This window comes from Mycobacterium sp. (assembly GCF_008709575.1).
In the GTDB taxonomy this organism is placed as follows: Bacteria; Actinomycetota; Actinomycetes; order Mycobacteriales; family Mycobacteriaceae; genus Mycobacterium.
Genome location: NZ_VYIK01000003.1, coordinates 42,765 through 63,575, shown reverse-complemented (window position 1 = coordinate 63,575; position 20,811 = coordinate 42,765). Strand labels below are relative to the sequence as shown.

The 20,811-nt window shown below is 68.6% G+C and carries 18 protein-coding genes, 1 pseudogene and 1 riboswitch; of the genes and pseudogenes, 12 read left to right on the top strand and 7 right to left on the bottom strand.

What is annotated here, in order from left to right:
* Positions 1 to 100: 100 nt before the first annotated feature.
* From F6Q13_RS01455 to glnX, 3 genes are read right to left on the bottom strand one after another with little or no spacing between them, the layout of a single operon-like run.
* On the bottom strand, positions 101 to 2,389 hold the full coding sequence (locus F6Q13_RS01455; protein WP_293051164.1) for a serine/threonine-protein kinase PknG: 2,289 nt from the start codon (positions 2,387 to 2,389) through the stop codon (positions 101 to 103).
* Positions 2,389 to 3,363: a glutamate ABC transporter substrate-binding protein gene (locus F6Q13_RS01450; RefSeq protein ID WP_293051161.1), complete on the bottom strand. Its 975-nt coding sequence runs from the start codon at positions 3,361 to 3,363 to the stop codon at positions 2,389 to 2,391. Before F6Q13_RS01450 ends, F6Q13_RS01455 begins: the two co-directional genes overlap by 1 nt.
* Entirely contained in the window at positions 3,363 to 4,682 is a 1,320-nt protein-coding gene (glnX, locus tag F6Q13_RS01445; protein WP_293051158.1) for a protein kinase G-activating protein GlnX, read from the bottom strand. Before glnX ends, F6Q13_RS01450 begins: the two co-directional genes overlap by 1 nt.
* Before the next feature lie 163 nt (positions 4,683 to 4,845).
* On the opposite strand from glnX, the gene F6Q13_RS01440 reads away from it, so the two are divergent.
* Positions 4,846 to 5,478: an NUDIX hydrolase gene (locus tag F6Q13_RS01440; protein WP_293051155.1), complete on the top strand. Its 633-nt coding sequence runs from the start codon at positions 4,846 to 4,848 to the stop codon at positions 5,476 to 5,478.
* Here the strand turns inward: F6Q13_RS01440 and thiE are convergent.
* Complete coding sequence (gene thiE / locus F6Q13_RS01435; protein ID WP_293051248.1) at positions 5,450 to 6,127, bottom strand: thiamine phosphate synthase; 678 nt, start codon at positions 6,125 to 6,127, stop codon at positions 5,450 to 5,452. The genes F6Q13_RS01440 and thiE overlap by 29 nt on opposite strands.
* 75 nt (positions 6,128 to 6,202) lie before the next feature.
* A riboswitch (TPP riboswitch) is annotated at positions 6,203 to 6,319 on the top strand.
* On the opposite strand from thiE, the gene thiO reads away from it, so the two are divergent.
* From thiO to F6Q13_RS01400, 7 genes are all read left to right on the top strand, one after another.
* Positions 6,310 to 7,326 (top strand): glycine oxidase ThiO, encoded by a 1,017-nt coding sequence (gene thiO / locus F6Q13_RS01430; RefSeq protein WP_293051152.1) that lies wholly within the window; start codon positions 6,310 to 6,312, stop codon positions 7,324 to 7,326. (Overlaps the previous riboswitch by 10 nt.)
* Positions 7,323 to 7,520: a sulfur carrier protein ThiS gene (thiS, locus tag F6Q13_RS01425; protein ID WP_293051150.1), complete on the top strand. Its 198-nt coding sequence runs from the start codon at positions 7,323 to 7,325 to the stop codon at positions 7,518 to 7,520. Before thiO ends, thiS begins: the two co-directional genes overlap by 4 nt.
* 13 nt (positions 7,521 to 7,533) lie before the next feature.
* Positions 7,534 to 8,277, top strand: coding sequence for a thiazole synthase (locus tag F6Q13_RS01420; RefSeq protein WP_293051245.1), 744 nt, complete (start codon positions 7,534 to 7,536; stop codon positions 8,275 to 8,277).
* A complete protein-coding gene (locus tag F6Q13_RS01415) occupies positions 8,274 to 9,035 on the top strand; it encodes an SGNH/GDSL hydrolase family protein (protein WP_293051147.1) in 762 nt (253 codons plus the stop codon). Before F6Q13_RS01420 ends, F6Q13_RS01415 begins: the two co-directional genes overlap by 4 nt.
* Positions 9,036 to 9,080: 45 nt before the next feature.
* Positions 9,081 to 10,568 (top strand): M28 family metallopeptidase, encoded by a 1,488-nt coding sequence (locus F6Q13_RS01410; RefSeq protein WP_293051145.1) that lies wholly within the window; start codon positions 9,081 to 9,083, stop codon positions 10,566 to 10,568.
* Between the two features lie 7 nt (positions 10,569 to 10,575).
* Positions 10,576 to 11,244, top strand: coding sequence for a M15 family metallopeptidase (locus tag F6Q13_RS01405; RefSeq protein ID WP_293051143.1), 669 nt, complete (start codon positions 10,576 to 10,578; stop codon positions 11,242 to 11,244).
* Between the two features lie 4 nt (positions 11,245 to 11,248).
* A complete protein-coding gene (locus tag F6Q13_RS01400) occupies positions 11,249 to 12,055 on the top strand; it encodes a methyltransferase domain-containing protein (RefSeq protein WP_293051141.1) in 807 nt (268 codons plus the stop codon).
* Here the strand turns inward: F6Q13_RS01400 and F6Q13_RS01395 are convergent.
* On the bottom strand, positions 11,964 to 13,550 hold the full coding sequence (locus F6Q13_RS01395; protein WP_293051138.1) for an amidase: 1,587 nt from the start codon (positions 13,548 to 13,550) through the stop codon (positions 11,964 to 11,966). The genes F6Q13_RS01400 and F6Q13_RS01395 overlap by 92 nt on opposite strands.
* Before the next feature lie 69 nt (positions 13,551 to 13,619).
* The gene (locus F6Q13_RS01390; RefSeq protein WP_293051135.1) at positions 13,620 to 15,209 is read right to left on the bottom strand and encodes a FadD7 family fatty acid--CoA ligase; all 1,590 of its coding nucleotides are present in this window, start codon (positions 15,207 to 15,209) and stop codon (positions 13,620 to 13,622) included.
* 97 nt (positions 15,210 to 15,306) lie between these two features.
* On the opposite strand from F6Q13_RS01390, the gene oxc reads away from it, so the two are divergent.
* Positions 15,307 to 17,034 (top strand): oxalyl-CoA decarboxylase, encoded by a 1,728-nt coding sequence (gene oxc / locus F6Q13_RS01385; protein ID WP_293051242.1) that lies wholly within the window; start codon positions 15,307 to 15,309, stop codon positions 17,032 to 17,034.
* On the top strand, positions 17,031 to 17,885 hold the full coding sequence (locus F6Q13_RS01380; RefSeq protein WP_293051131.1) for an LLM class F420-dependent oxidoreductase: 855 nt from the start codon (positions 17,031 to 17,033) through the stop codon (positions 17,883 to 17,885). The genes oxc and F6Q13_RS01380 overlap by 4 nt, the downstream gene beginning before the upstream one ends.
* Before the next feature lie 19 nt (positions 17,886 to 17,904).
* Here the strand turns inward: F6Q13_RS01380 and F6Q13_RS01375 are convergent, their stop codons facing one another.
* Positions 17,905 to 18,561, bottom strand: a complete 657-nt coding sequence (locus tag F6Q13_RS01375) for a TetR/AcrR family transcriptional regulator (RefSeq protein WP_293051239.1) — start codon at positions 18,559 to 18,561, stop codon at positions 17,905 to 17,907.
* Between the two features lie 246 nt (positions 18,562 to 18,807).
* Here F6Q13_RS01375 and F6Q13_RS01370 point away from each other — a divergent pair, with 246 nt between their 5' ends.
* On the top strand, positions 18,808 to 20,106 hold the full coding sequence (locus F6Q13_RS01370; protein WP_293051128.1) for an amidohydrolase family protein: 1,299 nt from the start codon (positions 18,808 to 18,810) through the stop codon (positions 20,104 to 20,106).
* A gap of 259 nt (positions 20,107 to 20,365) precedes the next feature.
* Positions 20,366 to 20,811 (top strand): annotated as a pseudogene (locus tag F6Q13_RS20245) (cellulose binding domain-containing protein); the annotation flags it as partial.

Sequence of the window (20,811 nt, the reverse complement as noted above, 5' to 3'; positions counted from 1 at the left end):
GAATGACGCGGGAACCGACGTTCACACCGCACCAGCGGCCTGAACCGACGACGCCCGAGAAGGGCGGTGCCCAACACTTACCAGAGTTGTTCAACACGCTTTAGAACGTGCTCGTCGGCCGCACCTGGTTGGCCATATCGACCAGCGTGTAGCGGTGCGCCTGAGTGGGCGCGATCCGGGCCAGCCCGCGCAGCGACGCCTCGACACCGAGCCGCAGCCCGTGGTCGGTGAACGGGAATCCGAGAATGTGGTTGGTGCTGGCTTCATGGTCTTGTCGCCAGTCCATCGCGCTGCCCAGCACGAGCGCGCGGATCTGCAGTACGCGTGGCTCGGTGGGCGGCAGTGCCTCCACCCGGCGCGCAGCGTCGCGGATGTGTTCTTCGGTGATCTCGCTCGTCGAGCGGCCGGACAGCAACGTCACGGCACTGGTCAGCTGTGCGGTGGTGAAATGCCGCGAGCTGGCCGGCACCTCGTCGAGGGTGCGCACCGCGCTTTCGCGCTCACCGGCTGCCGAGAGCGCCCGGGCCAGCCCGAAGGCCGCCGAGATAACCCCGTCATCGGTGTTCCACACGATCCGGTAGAACTTTTCCGCGTCGGCGCCGCCGGCCAGCTCGGCCGTGGCGGCCAGCGCCAGCTTGGGCGCCAACTCGCCGGGGAAGGTGTCGAGCACCTCGGTGAAATGCTTGATCGCGGAGTCGTAGTCGCCGGAGAGCAGTTCGGCGACGGCGCGGTACCACACCAGCCGCCACTGCCAGCCGACCCGCTCGGCGAGGTCGTCGAGCTTCCGGGTCGCCTTGCCCACGTCACCGAGATCGAGCAGGGCGCGGACCTCCATCAACGGCAGTTCGACGGACTCCGACAAGTCGATGCCCTCGGAATCCAGCGAGCCGTGCCGGACCGCTCGCAACGAATCCAGCGTCTGCACCGGCTCGGACAGCACCGTGGCCTGCAGCAGCGGCGCGGCGACGTCGGCCGGGTCGACCAGCGGAACCGGCAGCGCGGTGACGATCTCCCTGGCGGTCAGCTTTTCGGCATGTACCTGGCCGTCGAGGTAGACGTCGGTGTGGGCGACCAGCAGATCAACTCCGAACGTGGATCGGGTGCGGGAAAAGATCGTCGACAAGCCCGGCCGCGGCACCCCGGTGTCGGCGGCGACCACCTCGCGCAGCACCCCCATCAGTTGCCCGGACATTTCTTCGGTGCTGGCGAATCGTCGTCGCGGGTCGGGGTCGATGGCCCGGCGCAGCAATCGGGCGAACGAGTCGTATTTGGCCAGCAGCGGGTCGTCTTCGGGCAGCCCGTCGACGTAGCGCCCGTTGCGGGTGCGCAGGGTCATCGTGAGCGCCGCCAGGGTGCGTCCCACCGTGTAGATGTCGGTGGCCACCGTGGGGCCGGTGCGCACAATTTCCGGTGCCTGATAGCCGGGAGTGCCGTAGAGGTAGCCGAAGGAGTTGATCCGCGATACCGCACCGAGGTCGATCAGTTTGAGCTGCTCCTCGGTGAGCATGATGTTTTCCGGCTTCAGGTCGTTGTAGACCAGGCCGAGCGAATGCAGATAGCCCAGTGCCGGAAGGATTTCCAACACGTAGGCGATGGCTTCCGCGACCGGCAGGTTGACCCCCCGGCCCCGCTTGAGCGATTTCCCGCCCACGTACTCCATCACGATGTAGCCGACCGGGTTGCCGTGCCGGTCGGTGTGCTCGACGAAGTTGAAGATCTGCACGATCGACGGATGCACCACCTCGGCGAGGAACTGCCGTTCGGCCATCGCGATCGCCTGCGCCTCGGCGTCGCCGGAATGCACCAAGCCTTTGAGCACCACCGGGCGGTCGTTGACGTTGCGGTCGAAGGCCAGGTACACCCAGCCCAGCCCGCCGTGCGCGATGCAGCCCTTGATCTCGTACTGGCCGGCGATGACGTCGCCCGGACTCAGCTGCGGCAAAAACGAATACGGGCTGCCGCAGTGCTGACACCAGCCTTCCGAAGGCGCCGCGCCGTCCGGGCCGGAGCGTCCCACCGGCCGCCCGCAGTTCCAGCAGAACCGCTTGGACTCGGGCACCACCGGATTGGGCATCAACGCCTCCAGCGGATCGATATCGGCAACTCTCGGGATCTCCACGAGGCCACCGGCCAGCCGCCGGACCGGGGGCAGCACCCGCGTCGAGCTCGGCATCCGTTCCTGCGGTTGGATGTCGGTCGATTGCGCTGCCGCGCTTTCGGCGTCGTCGTCGAATTGAGGACGGAAGATCGCCTGGGTGGACATCGGCCGCATCGGCGGCCCCGATTCTGCCAGCACGTCAGCCCGTTGGGTGGCCGGACCGGCGTCGTCATCTCCGGGTTCCGCGGGAACCGGCTGCTCGACGCGTTCTGGATCCAACCGATCGGCCATCAGTCCACATACTTCGGGGTCGGTGGGGCCGGCGCCGGACCCAGCACCGTCAACCACTTGCGGTATAACGCATTCCAGGTGCCGTCGCGGCGGATGCGCTCCAAGGTGCCGTTGACGAACCGGACCAGCCCGGTGTTGTCCAGGTTGACACCGATGCCGTACGGCTGGGTTTCCATGTTCGGCCCGACGATATGCAGGTAGGGGTCCTGGACTACCAGCCCGGCCAGGATGGTGTCGTCGGTGCTGACCGCGTCGACCTCGCGCTGCTGCAGCGCCACCAGGCAGTCCGCCCAGTTGACCACCTCCACGATGTCCGGCGGCGGCGCGATCTCGCGGATCCGACCCAGCGACGTGGTGCCCCTGGCCACGCAGACACGCTTGCCGGACAGGTCGGACGGATGGGTGATCGCCGAGCTGCGCGGCGCCATGATGCGCTGGTAGGCGTCGAGATAGACCGTGGAGAAGTTGACCAGCTTGCGGCGGTGACAAGTGATCGTCATGGTCTTGACGACGATGTCGACTTGCGACTCCTGCAGGGCGACGATCCGCTGGGCTGACGACAGGATGCGGTACTCGACGGCGGTCGGGGTGCCGAAGATGTCGCGTGCTACTTCCCCGGCGATGTCGACGTCGAACCCGGTGATCTCGCCGGTGATCGGGTCGCGAAAGCTGAACAGATTGCTGCCGATGTCAAGTCCGACGATCAGCCGGCCCCGGTCGTGGATGTAGGCCACCGCCGCGTCCGCCTCGGCCTTGGAGGGAAACGGACGCAGGCTGGCGGTGCGGTCGCAGTGCTCGGCCGCGTCGGTGGCCGGGCGGGGCGGCATCGGCGCCAGCACCTGCATACCGGCCGGGGTCGGCGGAGGCAGCGTCGGCATCGTTGCGGTCACCATGGGCGGCGCGTGCCCGCACCCCGCTGACAGGGTTACTGCGGCAGCGGCGCACCAGCGCCGGATGCGGGGCGGGCGGGTCATCACCGGTACTCGTTCAGTCGGGGCCACAGGCCCAGGGCCACCGCGATGGCGGCGCCCAGGCTGAGAACCACGCCGCCGACCGTGGCGCCGGACAGGCCGCGCCGTGCGTTGCCGATGTCGTCGCGCAATTGGTTGCGGCTCTGCTCCATGGTCTTGTTCAGCTCACTTTCGAGCTCGTCGAACGCCGAGCCGGCGTTGTTCTCGCCGGCGCCCAGCGCAACTTCGGTGGCCTGCCGGTAGTTGCCCACCGAAATGTAGGAATTGATCCGGTCGTTGGCCGTCTTCCACCGGGCCAGCAGCTCTTTGGAGCCACGCAAGTCGGCCTTGTCGACGGCGTCGGGGCGCGACAGATACGCGTCGATTTGCTGCGCCATGGCATCGATGCGCTGCGAGAAGGACTTCTGCCGGAGTTCTTCGTCCCCCCGCCGGATCAACGACAGCGTTTGGTCGGCCCGAGCTTGCTGCGCCGTGATCGACAGATTGGTGATACTCCTAAGCGATTCAGCCGCAGTGATTTTCGCGCTGCGGCTGCTAGAGGTGGAAATCGCCAGCGCCGTCCCCACCCACACCACCATAACCAGAATCGCCAGCCCGCCCACGACAAGGCCGGGATTGATCCGGCGTTTGGTGCGCCGGGCCAGCCAGCGGTGGGCGAATGCGCCGAAGAGCACCGTGGTGGCGACGACGAGGATCACCGGCGCCGGTATCTGGGTGGACGCCGTGGTTTCGCTGTCCACCCGCGCCGACGTCGCCTCATACAGCCGCTGCGCGTCCGGCAGGATTGTCTGCTGCATTAGCGACGACGCCTCCGACAGGTACGACGACCCCACCGGGTTACCGGTGCGGTCGTTGGTGCGCGCGGTCTCGACCAACCCGCTGTAGACGACCAGTTCGGCGTCGATGCGGCCCAGCAGCTGCACCAACGGCTCGTCGGTGAGCCCACTGGCTGCCCGGGTGACCGCCACCGCAGCGTCGGTGACGGCCTGCTCGTAACGCTGGCGAACCCCGGCCGGCTCGGCGGGGGCGATGAACGCGGTGGCCGCCGCGGCGTCGGCGACCGACAGCGCGGTGTAGAGCCGGCCGGCCGCGTAGGCCAGCGGCTCGGTGTGGTTCAACACGGTGGTCAGTGCCTGCTGGCGTTGGTTGATGGTGGTCGAGGTGGCGAATGCGGTGAGCCCTCCGAGGAACGCCAGCACGATGCCGATCGACAGGATACGACCCGGTGTGGTGGAAATGAACCACCACCGCGGATGGGCGGGTTCGGTGGGCGACCGTGAGCCCAGCGGCTCGGTCGACGGATGCGCCAACTCAACGGTCACGGTGGTTCCGACCTCATCTTTCGGCGGTGGGCCCCACGAACTCTATAAGCAAATAGTAAGAGTTTTGCCGCGGTACGTGGGTAGGCTCGGCCACGTGGCGTCAGACACACGGTCCGCACGGTCGCCGCACCGGCACGCCACCCGACCGCTTTATCCTGAACCGATGCGCGGTGACGGCGACGGCTGGGTGATCTCCGACACCGGCGCGTATTACTGGGGCCGGCACGGCGCGGCGGGACTGCTGTTGCGGGCGCCGCGTCCCGACGGCAGCCCGGCGGTGTTGCTGCAGCATCGGGCCTCGTGGAGTCATCAGGGCGGCACCTGGGCCTTGCCCGGCGGCGCCCGCGACAGCCACGAGACCGCCGAACAGGCCGCGGTCCGGGAAGCGCTCGAAGAGACCGGCTTGCCCACCGACCGGCTGTCGGTGCGCGCGCGGGTGGTCACCGCCGAGGTCATCGGGGTTGACGGCACGCGCTGGACCTACACCACCGTTGTTGCCGACGCCCCGGAGCCGCTGCCAACCGTGCCCAATCGGGAAAGCGCCGAGCTGCGCTGGGTCGGCGAGGACGACGTCGAACACCTGCCCCTGCACCCCGGGTTCGCCGCCAGCTGGCAACGGCTGCGTACCACACCCGCGACCGTGCCGTTGGGTGCCGGCGATCAGCGCCGCCACCACCTGCCGCGCACGGTCGAAATCGAGGCGGGGGTTTTCCTGTGGTGCACGGCCGGTCGGCCCGACCAGGCCCCGTCGCACCTGAGCACCCGGATCAGCGCGCTGCTGCAAGCGCCGAGCTGAGTTGCTCAGCGGCGGCCCGCGGGTCCTCGGCGGCAGTGATCGCCCGCACCACCACGATCCGGCGAGCGCCCGCGGCCAGCACTTCCGGCAGCCGCCGCAGGTCGATGCCGCCGATAGCAAACCACGGCTTGTCACCGGCCAGGCCGGCGGCAGCACGCAGCAGCGCCAGACCGGGGGCGGCGCGGCCCGGTTTGGTCGGGGTGGGCCAGCAGGGACCGACGCAGAAGTAGTCGACCGCCTCGGCCACCGCGCCGATCACCTGGCTGCGGTTGTGCGTGGACCGGCCGATAAGGGTGCCCGGGGCGACGATCTCGCGGGCCACCTCCAGCGGAAGGTCGTGCTGGCCCAGGTGCAGCACGTCCGCGCCGGCTGCGCGGGCGATGTCGGCACGGTCATTGACCGCCACCAGCGCCCCGTGCCGACTCGCGGCGTCGGCGAGAACGGCCAGCGCGTCGAGCTCGTCGCGTGCTTCCAACGGACCCAGCCGTTGCTCGCCCACCGAACCCTTGTCGCGCAGCTGGATGATGTCGACTCCGCCGGCCAGCGCGGCGTCGGCGAATTCGGCCAGGTCGCCGCGATCGCGGCGGGCGTCGGTGCACAGGTACAACCGGGCCGCGCGCAGTCGCCCGAGCCGCGCCCCGGCGTCGATGCCGCCCGGCCCGGGCCCGGCCGGAGCGGAGTAGTCGCCGTCGTGCACACCGCGACGGTAGCCGCTAGCGTGGAAGATCGACGACACGGGAGTCCCGGGCTATCACCGCGGGGACTGAGAGTGGGCACGCCTGCCCTGACCGTCAGACCTGATCCGGATCATGCCGGCGAAGGGAGCAAAGGATGCCGGATTCGCTGGCCGTTATCGGTGGCGGCGTGGTAGGGCTGTCGGTGGCCCGCCGGGCGGCCCGGGCCGGCTGGTCGGTGCGGGTACATCACAGCGGTGCCCACGGCGCGTCCTGGGTAGCCGGCGGCATGCTCGCCCCGCACAGCGAGGGCTGGCCGGGCGAGGAGAAGCTGCTGCGACTGGGCCTCGAATCGTTGCGGTTGTGGCGGCAGACATCTCCGGGCAGCTACACCGAGGGCCTGCCGGGCCGGGTGATCAGCGCGCGCGAATCGTTGGTGGTCGCCGTGGACCATGCCGACATCGCCGACCTGCGCACCGTGGCGGATTGGCTGTCGGCGCAAGGCCATCCGGTGCTGTGGGAATCCGCTGTCCGCGAGCTGGAACCGCTGCTGGCCCAGGGCATCCGGCACGGATTCCGGGCGCCCACCGAATTGGCCGTGGACAACCGTGCCGTGCTGGACGCGCTGAGAGCGGACTGCCAGCGCCACGGGGTGCAGTGGGACGGGCCGGTGTCCGAGCTGGCTGCCGTCGAGGCCGACGCGGTGGTGATCGCCAACGGGATCGACGCTCCGCAGCTGTGGCCCGGCCTGCCGATCCGCCCGGTCAAGGGCGAGGTGCTGCGGCTGCGCTGGCGTAAGGGATGTATGCCGTTGCCGAGCCGAATAATCCGCGCCCGAGTCCACGGCCGGCAGGTGTACCTGGTTCCGCGTGCCGACGGCGTGGTCATCGGCGCCACCCAGTACGAACACGGCCGCGACACCGCGCCGGTGGTCTCCGGGGTGCGGGACCTGCTCGACGACGCGTGTACGGTGATGCCGGCCCTCGGCGAGTACGAGTTGGCCGAATGCGCGGCCGGGTTGCGCCCGACGACCCCGGACAACCTGCCGCTGGTGGAGCGCCTGGACGCGCGAACCTGGGTCGCCGCCGGCCACGGCCGCAACGGCTTCCTGCTGGCGCCATGGACCGCCGAGCAGATCGTGTCCCAACTCGAACTCGTCGGGAGCCGACCGTGATCGTCCTCGTCAACGATGAACAGGTGCAGGTCGAGGAGACGACCACGGTCGCCGCGCTGCTGGAGTCGCTCGGTTATCCCGACCGCGGGATCGCGGTCGCGCTGGATCACGCTGTGCTGCCCCGGTCTCGGTGGACGACGACGCTTGCCGACGGTGCGCGACTCGAGGTGGTGACGGCGGTGCAGGGTGGCTGAGGCCGGTAAGAAGCTGACGATCGCCGGACGCAGCTTCACCTCCCGGCTGATCATGGGTACCGGGGGCGCGGCAAACCTCGCGGTGCTGCAGGAGGCGCTGGTCGCGTCGGGTACCGAGCTGACCACCGTCGCGATGCGCCGGGTCGACGCCGACGGCGGCACCGGCATGCTCGACCTGCTGAACCGGCTCGGCATCACGCCGCTGCCCAACACCGCGGGCTGCCGCACCGCCGCCGAGGCGGTGCTGACGGCGCAACTGGCCCGCGAAGCGCTGCAGACCGAGTGGGTCAAGCTGGAGGTCATCGCCGACGAACGCACGCTGTTACCCGACGCCGTCGAGCTGGTCCGGGCTGCCGAGCAGTTGGTGGACGACGGGTTCGTGGTGCTGCCCTACACCAACGACGACCCCGTGCTCGCCAGGCGACTGGAACAGGTCGGCTGCGCGGCGGTGATGCCGCTGGGCTCGCCGATCGGCACCGGGCTCGGGATCGCCAACCCGCACAACATCGCGATGATCGTCGAGGCCGCCGGCGTCCCGGTGGTGCTCGACGCCGGTATCGGCACTGCCAGCGATGCCGCGCTGGCGATGGAGCTGGGCTGCGACGCGGTGCTGGCGGCCAGCGCGGTCACCCGGGCCGCCGATCCGCCCGCGATGGCCGCCGCGCTGGCCGCCGCGGTCACCGCCGGTTACCTCGCGCGCAACGCCGGCCGCATCCCGAAACGTTTCTGGGCTCAGGCGTCCAGCCCGGTGTTATGACGGGTCGCTATGTCGCGCTGGGCAGTTCGATGGCGGCGGGTCCCGGCATCTTGCCCCGCGCCCGGGGAGCACCGCGCGGGTCCGGCCGGTCCGCGCGCAACTACCCGCACCTGGTCGCCGAACGGCTGAAGCTGAACCTGACCGACGTCACGTTCTCCGGTGCGACCACCGCGCATCTGCTCGCCGAGCGGCAACGGGGCGCGCCGCCACAGATCGACGCGCTGGACGGCTCGGAGACGTTGGTGACGATCACCATCGGCGGCAACGACGTGGGCTACATTCCGCTGCTGATGGCCGCGGCGCTGCCGCGCGCGGCCCGGTTGCTGCCGAGGATCCGGGAGCTGCTGGACCGCGCCCGCCGCGACGAGGCACTCGGCCAGGTGGGCGACTCGCTGCGCGAAGTCGGCGCAGCGGTGCGCCGACGCGCACCGGATGCCCGGGTGCTCTTCGTCGACTACCTCACGATGCTGCCGCCGCACGGGCAGCCCGCACCGCCGCTGTCCCACGGCGACGCCGACCTGGGCCGTTACGTGGCGGGCCGCTTGGAAGAGCTCACCGCGGCGGCCGCAGCGGCCACCGGTTGCCGGATCGTGCGCGCCGCATACGCCAGTCGCGACCATCATGCCTGGTCAACCGACCCGTGGACGGTCGGGGCGAGCTGGCCGCTGCCCTGGCGTCCCGCACCCTTTCACCCCAACGCCGCCGGGATGGGCGCCGTCGCCGAGCTGGTCGTCGCCACGATCGGCGGAGCTGAATAGCTTGGCTGCGCGGCGCGTTCGCGGGCTGCGGCTAACGTAGACGCGATGGTCTACAAATCGAAGCTGACACTGTGCATGGTCGCGGTGCTGTCCCTACTGGCCGCCGGCTGCGGCCATGCAGCGGAGAACTGCACGCCGGGCCCTTCGCGCGCGGCGCAGGACTTCGCGGCCGCGCTGCGGGGACGGGTCAGCACCGACGCGATGATGGCGGACCTGTCGAAGCTGCAGGAGATCGCCACGGCCAACGGCAACACCCGCGCGGTAGGCACCCCCGGATACGACGCCAGCATCGCCTACGTGGCGGCTAAGCTGCGGGAGAAAAACTTCGACGTGCAAACCCCGCAATTCGAGGCGCGCGTCTTTCATTCCGAACCCGGATCGGTCACTGTCGGTTCCAAAACCTTACAGGCGAATGCGTTGCAGTTCAGCCCCCCCACCCCACCGGACGGGGTGAGCGGTCCGCTGGTGGCGGTGCCGCCCGGGGACCGTCCGGGCTGCGCCGCGTCCGACTACGCCGGCCTGCCGGTGCAGGGCGCGGTGGTGCTGGTGGACCGCGGCACCTGCCCGTTCGCCCAGAAGGCCGCGTTCGCCGCGGAGCGCGGCGCCGTCGCTGTGGTTGTCGCCGACAACGTCGTCGAGGAGAAGATGGGCGGGACGTTGGGCGAGAAGACCGAGATGAAGATCCCGGTGGTCAGCGTCACCAAGCCCGACGGGGCGCAGCTGCGCACCCTGCCCGGGACCGCAACGGTCAAACTCAACGCCGAGACCAAAACCATCAAGGCCCGCAACGTCATCGCCCAGACCAAGACCGGCTCCACCAACGACGTGGTGATGATCGGAGCGCACCTGGACAGCGTCCCGGAGGGCCCGGGCATCAACGACAACGGCTCCGGCGTGGCGGCTCTGCTGGAGACTGCACTGCAGCTGGGCAGCTCGCCGCCAATACACAACGCGGTGCGGTTCGGTTTCTGGGGAGCGGAGGAGACCGGGCTGATCGGCTCGCGCAAGTACATCGAGTCGCTGGATCTCAACGGCCTCAAGGATATTGCGCTATATATGAACTTCGACATGCTGGCATCGCCCAACCCCGGCTATTTCACCTATGACGGGGACCAGTCGCTGCCGGTCGAACAGCGGGGTAATCCGGTGGTGCCCGAGGGCTCGGCGGGTATCGAGCGGTCGCTGGCCGCCTACCTGAACTCAGCCGGTAAGACCCCACAGGACACCGCCTTCGACGGTCGCTCCGACTACGACGCCTTCACGATCGCGGGCATCCCTTCCGGCGGATTGTTTTCCGGCGCCGAAGCCAAGAAGACCGCGGAACAGGCCAAGCTGTGGGGCGGCACCGCGGACCAGCCGTTCGACCCGAACTACCACAAGGACACCGACACCTACGCGCACGTCGACCGCACCGCGATGGGCATCAACGGTGCCGGCGTCGCGTACGTGACCGCCTTGTATGCTCAAGACCTCGGCGGCCGCAACGGTGTTCCCGGCCGGGACGACCGCATCCGTCACGAGCTTCCGAAATGAGGCCCAAATGAGGGTCGTGCGGGCGCTCTGCGCCGTCCTGCTGATCGGGGCGGGCGGAGGCTATATCGCCCGCGCGAGCGCCGACGAGACGGTCGGCGCTGCGGCCCGGGCGGCCGGATTCGTCGACGTCCGCGATGTCGTGCCGGACGCGGTCGTCGACTTGCGCTACGCGACGCCGCGAAATGTCACCGGTGCGCCGCTGTATCCGGCCGATGCCCGCTGCCTGGTGCACGAGTCGCTGGCGCCGGGTTTGGCGACCGCCGCCGACACGCTGCGCCGGCAGGCGTTGTCGCTGGTGTTCTGGGACTGTTATCGCCCGCACCCGGTTCAGGTCAGGTTGTTCCAGGTGGTGTCCGACCCGGCCTGGGTGGCGCGGCCCGGTGCGTACGCGCGCAGCCACGAGGCGGGCCGCTCGGTCGACGTGACCCTGGCCCGCACGCCATGCCCGTCCGGGCAGCGCTGCCTCATCGAGATGGGAACCGACTTCGACGATTTCAGCGCCCGCGCTCACGCGTTCACCACCGACGGGATCAGCCCGGATGCGCAGGCGCACCGGGCCCGGCTCCGTGACGCGATGAGCGCCGGTGGCTTACGCGCCTACTCCGGCGAGTGGTGGCACTTCGACGGCCCGGGTGCCGGCGTCGAACGCCCGATCCTCGACGTCCCGGTCGACTAGCGTGGTGGGCCCGGTGCATCGGTACACCCACGGTTATCACGAGTCGGTGCTGCGGTCCCACCGCCGGCGCACCGCCGAGAATTCCGCGGGCTATCTGTTGCCGCATCTGCGCCAAGGGTTGTCGCTGCTCGACATCGGCTGCGGGCCCGCCACGATCACCGCCGACCTCGCCGCGCGCATCGACCCCGGCCGGCTGACCGCCGTCGACATCAGCGCCGAGGCGCTGGATCTGGCCCGCGCTGAGGTCGATGCCCGCAACCTGTCGAATGTCTCGTTGGCGACGGCCGACGTCCATGCGCTCGAATTCCCCGACGACGCGTTCGATGTCGTGCACGCGCACCAGGTGCTGCAGCACGTGCGTGACCCGGTGCCGGCGTTGCGCGAGATGCGGCGGGTCTGCGCACCGGGCGGGATCGTCGCGGTCCGCGACGCCGACCACGCCGGGTTCATCTGGTATCCGCAGCTGCCGGCGTTGGACCGGTGGCTCGATCTCTACGAACGGGCGGCCCGGGCCAACGGCGGCGAACCCGACGCCGGACGGCGCCTGCTGTCGTGGGCTCGCGAGGCGGGATTCGACGACATCACCCCGAGCGGCGGCATCTGGTGTTTCGCGACACCGGAGGACCGCCAGTGGTGGGGCGGTATGTGGGCCGACCGGATCGTGGAGTCGGCGCTGGCGCGTCAGCTGGTGGACTCCGGCATGGCGACCGCCGCGGAACTCACCGAGATCGCCTCGGCGTGGCGGGCGTGGGCGGCTGCGGCCGACGGCTGGCTGGCGATCCCGCACGGCGAGATACTTTGCCGGGCTTAAGAAATCCGCCGGACAGCTCTTCGAAGGCGTGGGCGGCCCGCAGCACCGTGGCGTCGTCGAATCGCTTGCCCATGATCATCATCCCGACCGGCAGGCCGTCGAGCAGTCCGGCGGGCACCGACACCGCCGGGTGGCCGGTGATGTTCATGGGTGCGGTGTTGACCGCCTTCGTCAGCATTTTGGCGAGCAGTGCGGCGTCGTCTTCGCCGCCGGCCGGCAGCGTCTCGGCGGTGCCGGGAACCGTGGGCATCACCAGAACGTCGTACTGCTCGAGCGCATCGTCGTAGGCGGCCCGCACGTGCGGTAACAGGTTGCGCGCCTTGGCATATGACGCGCCGCCGAGGGTGGTCAGGCTGTAGTGCCCGCATAGCGCGAACGCCTTGATCATGGTGGAGAGTTGATCGGCTTCGGTGCGCCGGCGCCGGGCGAAGTACGCCATGAGCTCGGGGTCGTAGAGTCCGTCCACGCCCAGCCCGTAACCGTTGCCGTCCAGCATTTGGTAGACGGCGCCGTCGGTGAAGATGACGCCGTGGACAAACAGCGCGTGGCGGTGCCAGGGCACGCTGATCTCGCCGACCGTGCAGCCGAGCTCGGTGAACCGCCGCGCTGCCGCGCGGACCAGCTCGTCGACCCGCGAACTGCCGAAGCCCTCGGCGAGCAGCCCCACCCGCATTCCGGACACGTCGCCGCCGAGCGCCCGGCGATAGTCAACCGCCGGCAGGTCGGCGGGTTGGCGCGGGTCGCGCCCGTCGGGTCCGGCGAGCACGGTGAGCAGCAGCGCGGCGTCGGCGACCGTGCGGGTCATCGGGCCGATGTGATCGAGGGTCCGCTCTATCGGGAAGCCTCCGGTGTAGGGCACCAGACCGTGGGTGGGTTTGTGCCCGACGATGCCGCACAGCGCCGCCGGGATCCGCACCGAGCCGCCCTGGTCGCCGCCCAACGCCAGGTCGACCTCGCCGGCGGCGACGAGTGCCGCGCTGCCGCTGGACGATCCGCCGGTTTCCCGGGTCGGATCCCACGGATTGCGCACCGGGCCGCAGGCCGAGGTGAAGCTCGACGTCGAGCAGCACAAGTCCTCGCACACGCTCTTGCCGGCGATGACCGCCCCGGCATCCAGCAATCGTTCGACAACGGTCGCGTCGCGGCCGGGGATGAAGCCCGACAAGGCCCGTGACCCGTTCATCATCGGGATTCCGGCGACGGCAATGTTGTCCTTGATCGCGATCCGCTTGCCCGACAGCGGCCCGTCAGCGCCGGAGGTGATCTCGGTGGTGACATACCAGGCACCCAGCGGGTTGTCGTCGGGGAATCGGTATGTGCGCTGCGGTGTCTGCGGGCGGGCGATTTTGTCGTACAGTTCGTCGACGACGTCGTAGGAGGTCAGCGTGTGTCCGACAAGCGTCGTGAATCCCGCTGCTGCGTCGTCGTCGAAGTGCATCCCGAAATGCTCTGCCGCCGAGACGATGTCCGCGATCGATGGTCTTGGAACCGCCATGCTGACCTCCGTGGCTGTCGTCGTCGCCCCGCACCTGGCAGCTTAAAAGCTCAATCCGGGCGGGTGCGTTCAGGTCCTGCTGCCGAACCGCTGTGCCACGGCGCGACGGTCGAGCGAGCCCTTCGCAGTGTGCGGGAGTTCGGCGGCAGCGGTGAAGCTCGCGGGTACCTCGAACGCCGCCAACCGTTCTCGGCAGAACTCGGCGAGCTCGGAAAAGTCCGGTGTTGCGGACCGCGGCACGATCACCGCCGCCACCGCCTCCCCGTAAATCCGGTCGGGGACGGCGAACACGGCCGCCTCGGCGACCTCGGGGTGGCTGGTCAAAACGCCCTCGACGTGCTCGGGGGAGATTTTCTCCCCACCGCGGTTGATCATTTCCTTGATCCGGCCGCGCAGCGTCAGCTCGCCGTTCGGTGACAGCGACCCCAGGTCCCCGGTGTGCAGCCACCCGTCGGTGAAACTTCGGGCGGTGGCGGCGGCGTCGAGGTATCCCCGCACGATCGTCCGACCGCGCAACCACACCTCCCCGACGGTATCGGGCGCACACATGCGGCCACCGTCGCCGACGATCCGGATGTCGACTCCGGTCGAGCGGCCGACCAGACCGGTTCGCACGGCGGCCTTTTCGTCGGCGAAGTCGTGGGCGGATAGCCCCATGCTCGACACCTGATGCGTGGCTTCGGTCATGCCGTAGGCGGACAGCACCGGGGCTGCGAACTCGGCCTGCAGTCCCCGTGCGGTCTCAGGATCCAGCGCGGCGCTGCAGCTGCGAATAAAACGCAGCGGGGCCTCAGCAGGGCCCGGATAGTCGGTCGCCGCGCGGTCCAGCAAGATCCGGTGAATCGTCGGCGCCGCAGTGAACCAGCTGGCCCGGGCGGCCCGCACGTCATCCCAGAACGTGTGGGCGGAAAACCGTCCGGCGGCGGGAAGCAGCACACATCCCCCGGAGGCCAGGGTCGACAGCAGCGCAGCGATCAACCCGTGCCCGTGAAACAGCGGCATCACGGCCACCGTCGCATCCTGCGGACCCAGCCGGTAGGCGGCCACGACGCCGCTGATCGCGCCGGCGATGTTGTCCCGGGTCCAGGGCACCATCTTCGGCGAACCGGTCGTCCCCCCGGTGAACATGATCACCGCATCGTCGGGCCGCAATCCGTCCGGGGTCACGGGAGTCGGATCCGGCGCCGCCGCGGTCTCCAGCTCGACCGTGGCGGTGCCGTCGCCTGCGGTCACCCGCACCGAGATCGGCCAGCTCGGCGGGGCCGGTGCCGTCCCGGCGGCGTCGTCTACCAGGACGACCCGGGCTCCGGCGGCGGTGAGCCTGGCACGCTGCGTGCTGATCGGCAGGGCGGGGTCCACCGGCACCACGACCAGCCCCGCACGCGACGCCGCGAACAAACCGACCACGAACGCGGCGTTGCCGTAGGCCCGCAGCCCGACCCGGTCACCGGACGACAAGCCGCCGCGCACCAGTTGGCCGGCCAGCTCGTCGACCAGACCGACGAGCTCGCCGTAGCTGATCGCAACGCGGTCGGCGGTGACGACCAGCGCCGGCGCTTGCGGGTCCCGGCTCGCCGAGGCCGCCAGCAGCTCGGCCAGGGGCACACCGGAGCGCAGCGGATCGGGCACCATGACCTTCCTTCTCTGCTTCAGACCCATGTCGATGCATATCAGGTCCGGGATCGCCGTCGACACCCTGGTAGACAAAGGTGTCGGCAACGGGCGGATCCGCCCCCAAACCGCAGGAGGCGCTCAGATGTCCGCAGGACTGACCGACGGGTTCCACCTCCTCGTGGACGCCCTCAAGCTCAACGCAACCGCCACCCTCTACGGGCTTGTGGGTATCCCGGTCACCGATCTCGCCCGGGTCGCGCAGACCTCGGGCATCCGTTTCATCGGGTTCCGGACCGAGGCCTCCGCCGGCCACGCCGCAGCCGCGGCCGGATTTCTGACTCGACGCCCCGGGATCTGCCTGACAGCGTCCGGCCTTGGTTTTCTCAACGGGCTGACGGCGCTGGCCAACGCCACGACCAACTGCTTCCCGATGATCCAGGTCTCGGGGTCGGGCGCACGGGCGATGGCGGACCTGCAGCGCGGCGATTACGAGGAGCTCGACCAGCTCAACGCGGCCCGGCCGTTCGCCAAGGCCGCGTACCGGATCGGGCGCATCGACGACATCGGGCTCGGCGTGGCCCGCGCCGTTCGCACCGCGGTCTCCGGTCGACCCGGCGGGGTTTACCTGGACATTCCCGCCGAGGTGCTCGGGCAGGCCATCGATGCCGACACCGCCGCGGGCACGATATGGCGGGTCGTCGACCCTGCTCCGCGGCAAGCGCCGGCGCCCGAGGCGGTGGAACGCGCGGTGAACCTGCTGGCGCAGGCCCGGCGCCCGCTGGTGGTGCTCGGCAAGGGCGCGGCCTACGCGCAGGCCGACGCCGTGGTCGCGAAATTCGTCGAGACCACAGGCATCCCGTTTCTGCCGATGTCGATGGCCAAGGGACTGCTGGCGGACGCGCATCCGCAGTGCGTCGCGGCCGCGCGTTCGCTGGCGCTGGGTCGCGCCGACGTGATCGTGCTGCTCGGCGCCCGCCTGAACTGGCTGCTTGGTCACGGGGAGTCGCCGCCATGGGCACCCGGCGCCCAGTTCGTCCAGGTCGACATCGCCGCATCGGAATTCGACAGCAACCGGCCGATCTCCGCACCGCTGGCCGGCGATATCGAATCGGTGCTCGTCGCGCTCCTCGACCGCCTCGCAGCGCGCCCGATCGTCGTGCCGACGTCGTGGACCGGCGAACTCGCCGAGCGCAAGGCCCACAACCAGGCCGCGATGGAGCGACGTCTGGCCGACGATCCGCACCCGATGCGGTTTCATAACGCACTGCGCGCGATCCGTGCCGTACTGGCCCAGCACCCCGAGGCCTACGTGGTCAACGAGGGCGCCAACGCGCTGGACACCGCCCGCAATGTGATCGACATGCAGCTGCCGAGACACCGGCTCGACAGCGGCACCTGGGGTGTGATGGGCATCGGCATGGGCTATGCGATCGCCGCCGCGGTCGAAACCGGACAATCGGTCGTCGCCATCGAAGGAGACAGCGCATTCGGCTTCAGCGGCATGGAATTCGAGACGATATGCCGCTACCGGCTGCCGGTCACGGTCGTCATCCTCAACAACGGCGGCGTCTATCGCGGCGACGAAGTGCCCGCCACCGGAGCCGACCCGGCGCCGACAGTCCTGAACGCCGATGCCCGGCATGAGAAGCTTGCAGAAGCATTTGGCGGCAAGGGATTTCACGTCACGACACCGACGGAGCTGCACATCGCACTGACCGAGGCTCTGGCCGCCAAGGGGCCGGCGATCATCGACTGCGCGCTCGATCCCGCCGCCGGTGTGGAAAGCGGGCACCTGACTCACCTCAATCCCACCAGTGCCGCCGGGCCCGACCGCCGTGGGCCCGAGGCGAGAAAGGCCGACAAGCAATGAAATTCGGTATACCACTGGCCCGCGCCCACCCCGGTCTATGGCTCGATTTGACCAAGCGGGCCGAAGCGCTGGGATTCGAGTCGGTGTGGCTGCCCGAACATCTGGTTTTGCCGATCGCGATGAGCGGCAGCCCGCATCACGGCACCAGCCATCCTCCGATCCCGCCGCAGACCCCCGTGTTCGATGCGTTGAACTATCTGTCGTTTCTTGCCGGGCAGACCGCCACCATCCGGCTCGGCACCCACGTCTACAACATCGGTTTGCGCCACCCATTCGTCAGCGCGCGCGCCGCGGCCACGCTCGACGTCGTCTCGGCGGGCCGGTTCGACTTCGGGGTGGGGGCGAGTTGGTTGCGCGAGGAGTGGGACGCGGTCGGCCTGGACTTCGACAGCCGCGGCGCCCGAGTCGACGAGGCACTGCTGGTGTGCCGTGCGCTGTGGACTGAGCCGACGATCGAACACCACGGCAGGTTCTTCGATTTCGGTGCAGTCGCTTTCGAACCCAAACCGGTGCAACCCGGCGGCCCGCCGTTGCACATCGGCGGTGACGGCAAGGCCGCACTGCGCCGAGTGGCCCGACTGGGTGACGGCTGGTTGCCGATGAACCACACCGTGGCTTCGCTACCGGACTCGGTGGCTCTGCTCACCGCGCTCTGGGCCGATCACGGACGCAGCGGTCAACCACAGATCAGCACCTCGGTGCCGATCTCGTCGGCTGACGATGTGCGGCGCGCCGCCGAGGCCGGTGTCCAGCGACTCATTGTGGCGCCCTGGCAACGCACCCGCGACGCACTCGAGGGAATCACCCGCTTCGCCGGCGAGTACGTCGAACAATTCTCGGCCGCCGAGTAGTGGCTTCGTGGGTCGTCAGTCAGATCCCGCCCACCAAGCCGTGCGAGCAGAAGTCCCACACCTCGGCAGCGGTGACGGGATGGACGGTCACTTCGTCGGGTCCTCCGCTGGATTGCGCGAGGAACATGACCGTCTGCATGGTCATTGCGGCGACCCGTTTGGGGTGCAGCTCAGGCCGCAATTGGCCCGTGGCGGCAGCCTCCTCCATCAGGCTGGTGAGCAACGCAAGAAGCGGCGCATGAGCCAGCTTGACCTCGGTGGGGTGTGAAGCCAGCAACCGTGGCGCGAAGTCGGTGAAGAGCGGTCTCCTCGCCGTGGGATCCGGGCGCGAAACCTCGAACAGCAACTCGACCGCCACTTTGAGCCGTTCCAGGGGATCGGTGTGCTGGGCGGTGGCGGCGCCGACCCGATCGGCGACTCGGCTCAACGCGTCTTCGAACAGCGCCAGCAACAGTTCGTGTTTGCCGTCGAACTGCAGGTAGAAGCTGCGCAGAGACTGCCGCGATCGGTCGACGACTTCCTGAACGGTAAAGTCCGTGCTGCCCTTTTCGACGATGATGTCCCGGGCGGCGTCCAGGAAGCGTTGGACGCGCTGCCCGGCCCGCAGCTTTGCCGTCTGGATCGACCGCTCGACCGCGCGCCGCTTCCAGGCCGGCTCCTCGTTCGGACCGGTCACCGATTGCTGCGCCGGCGAACGCCGTGCCGTCATCGAGGTGCGCCCCCTCACGGACATCGTTTTTGAGATTGTAACTTTCTGATCATGAGAATACTATTCTCATTGTCGGTCGCGGCGGCCCGAAGCCGGTTAGGCAGTACGACAAGATGTTGATTCTCGTGAACTGAGAAGATAATTTCCACAGTAGGTGACTTTTACCCGCATCACCTGGCGGGCCTTGGTGGGTCCCTGAGGAGAGGACGACCAGTGAACAAAGACGACATGATCTTGATCAGTGTCGATGACCACATCGTCGAACCACCCGACATGTTCAAGAACCACTTGGCCAAGAAGTACATCGACGACGCACCCCGGTTGGTGCACAATCCGGACGGCTCGGACACCTGGCAGTTCCGCGACACCGTGATCCCAAACGTCGCGCTCAACGCGGTGGCCGGTCGACCCAAGGAGGAATACGGTCTGGAGCCGCAGGGCCTCGACGAGATCCGGCCGGGTTGCTACAACGTGGACGAGCGGGTCAAGGACATGAACGCCGGTGGCATCCTGGGCTCGATCTGCTTTCCCTCATTCCCCGGTTTTGCCGGGCGGCTTTTCGCCACCGAGGATGAAGACTTCTCGCTGGCGTTGGTGCAGGCCTACAACGACTGGCATATCGACGAGTGGTGTGGGGCCTACCCGGCCCGGTTCATTCCGATGGCGCTGCCGGTGATCTGGAATGCCGAGAAATGCGCCGCCGAGGTGCGTCGGGTGTCGAAGAAGGGTGTGCACGCACTGACCTTCACCGAAAACCCCGCCGCGATGGGCTATCCGAGCTTTCATGACGACTACTGGGATCCGTTGTGGAAAGCGTTGTGCGACACCAATACCGTACTCAATATCCACATCGGTTCGTCGGGCAAGCTGGCGATCACCGCTCCCGATGCGCCGATGGACGTGCTGATCACGTTGCAGCCGATGAACATCGTGCAGGCGGCGGCGGATCTGCTGTGGTCCAAACCGATCAAGCGATACCCCGACCTGAAGATCGCGCTCTCGGAGGGCGGCACCGGGTGGATACCGTACTTCCTGGAGCGGGTGGACCGCACCTACGAGATGCATTCGACGTGGACACACCAGGACTTCGGCGGCAAGCTGCCGTCGGAGGTGTTCCGCGAGCACTTCCTGACCTGCTTCATCAGCGACAAAACCGGGGTCAAACTGCGCGAGATGATCGGCGTGGACAACATCTGCTGGGAGGCCGACTACCCGCACAGCGACTCGATGTGGCCGGGCGCGCCCGAGGAATTGTGGGAGGTCTTGACCGCCAACAACGTTCCCGACGACGAAGTCAACAAGATTACCCACCAAAACGCGATGCGCTGGTATTCGTTCGACCCGTTCACCCACATCTCCCGCGAGCAGGCGACGGTCGGCGCGTTACGCAAGGCCGCCGAGGGCCACGACGTCTCGATTCGGGCCTTGAGCCAGCACAAGCAGGAAAGGGCGGGTTCGTCGGTCGCGGAGTTCGCCGCCACCGCGAAATCACTGAGCGGCAACACCGACTGAGCACTCGGTGTGCACAAGATTTGAGCGGTTGTACTCTTCTGCCCGCCTTGGCGCAGGGAGTTTTCGGCCTTTTCACCATGCCTTCACGTGGTGTTATTGTGCGCCGCTAACCGGTGATTGACATTGTCCCTGTGGGCGTCAAGAAGGTAGACGCCCATGCCTTGGTAAGTACAAACTGTTTGACGTGTCTTGGACAGCTGTTATAGCGTGCTGCTGCAGCGTTTTCACCTAATTGCCCACCCGTAGCGATGGGACTGCAATGTCACGTCACCGCCGTCGGCGCTGGAACAAATCGGCGAGGCGCTCTCGCGCTCGGGTACTGGGCACGGCCGCCGGCGCCGCAGTGACGTTGGTGATGTCGCCCCTGGCCGCGGTGGCGCCTGCCCACGCCGATCTTCTCGATGTATTGGTCGACCCCATCATCGATTCGCTCACCGGTGCGCTGGCCGGCGTGGATCCGCTGCGCGATCTCAGCCAGGTGTGGGCCGACAGCCCGCTCGGCGAAGCGATCGATGCGAGCATTCAGGCGTTGACCTCCGGCACCGGCACCGGCCTGGTGATGCCCGCCGCGACGGATCCGGCACCTGAGGCGGGGGTGGGTGCGACCTATACGGTGAGCTCGCAGTGGGACGGCGGCTATGTCGCCGGGTACACGATCGACAACTCGGGCACCACCCCGGTGCACGACTGGCAGCTGCAATTCAC